General features: G+C 62.9%; 1 protein-coding gene. It reads right to left on the bottom strand.

Annotated features, from left to right (window positions below):
- Position 1: 1 nt before the first annotated feature.
- The gene (locus G0D83_RS01105; protein WP_164188789.1) at positions 2–538 is read right to left on the bottom strand and encodes a helix-turn-helix domain-containing protein; all 537 of its coding nucleotides are present in this window, start codon (positions 536–538) and stop codon (positions 2–4) included.
- Positions 539–1,183 lie beyond the last annotated feature (645 nt).

The following is a 1,183-nucleotide window of genomic DNA, read 5'->3' on the forward strand; positions in this document are numbered from 1 at the left end:
CTCATTGATCCGCCTCCGGGAAGGCCACATCCGCCAGCGTCCGCCGGCGCGCCACGTTGATGAAATGGGTCAGCGCCTCGGTCAAATCCCCTACCCGAGCGTCAAGCTGCGCCACGGTCTTGGCGTCGCGGGCGTTCCACTTGAGCCGCCCGGAGTTCGCAAGTTGGGTCATCTGGTTGAGATTGCGCCCCACCGCCACAAGCTCGCGCCGGCTCTGCGCCAGCGCCTCGATCTCCTCGACCCGCAGATCGAGCGCACCGACGGCGAGCCGCATGAGGCGGCGAATGCCGTCTGACGGTGTCAGCCCCTCGGCCTCCATCAGCGCCTTGAACGCCGCGTATTCCTCGACACTGACCCGGGCTCCGATCACCGCACCGTCGGTTGTCGTGTGCGACGAGGCTGCCTGGTTTCGCACCCGCGCCACCGTCTGGCGCGATCGACCACAGCGCCGGGCGATCTCGGCATCGGGATATCCCTCGCCCAGGAGGCGATTGATCTCGGCAATATCCTTGTGGGTGAGACGGGGCCCGCGGGGCATATCGCAACCTCAAGCAGCAATCAAAATTCAAATACGCTCTATAGCCGTACAACATTATACGGTTCCAGCCAACCGACCATGCCAACCGACCATGAAGGCCGGTTTTCGCCCCTTCGGGGGATTTCCGCTTGCGGAAACCGGTCAGCCTTCATGGTCTCCGTATCGCGCCCGGTGACCCGAAGGGTCACTCAGGCAGGGCGCGGTGATCCGCAGGCCAGGAGGGGGCAATCTCGCCCCTGCGAGAGCTGCCGCCGGGGCCGTCCGCGGATCACACCCGTCCCGATGTGCCTGGCGTGGGGCGTGCCGCCCCACGCCAGGCGGAGAGGGCCAATGTGCGATTTTTTGGCCCCCAGCCCCATGTGCGCTCCGCGCTCAATGACCTGGCCAAAAAATTCGTCGAGTGCAGGAACGCAGGAATGAATGACTTCATGATTGCTGGAATGCTGGATCGGCGGAATGCTGCAGATATTGAATTATTGAGTTTTTAACTCATTGAGAAGATGAAAGCTTGAGGACCGGAGCCGTGGGGATGTTGATCGCTGGAGGCTTGGGGTGCCGGAGGTCTGGCGTCCCGGATATGTGGACCGCAGGACTTGGAGGACCGGGCTTGAAGACCATCTCGACCATGATGATGAAAGGCGGCAG

The sequence above is a fragment of the Salipiger sp. PrR003 genome (assembly GCF_010500785.1).
Classification (GTDB): domain Bacteria; phylum Pseudomonadota; class Alphaproteobacteria; order Rhodobacterales; family Rhodobacteraceae; genus Salipiger; species Salipiger pacificus_A.

Coding starts and splice junctions, on each gene's coding strand:
- G0D83_RS01105 (WP_164188789.1), bottom strand. CDS start 538: ATGCCCCGCGGGCCCCGTCTCACCCACAAGGATATTGCCGAGATCAAT.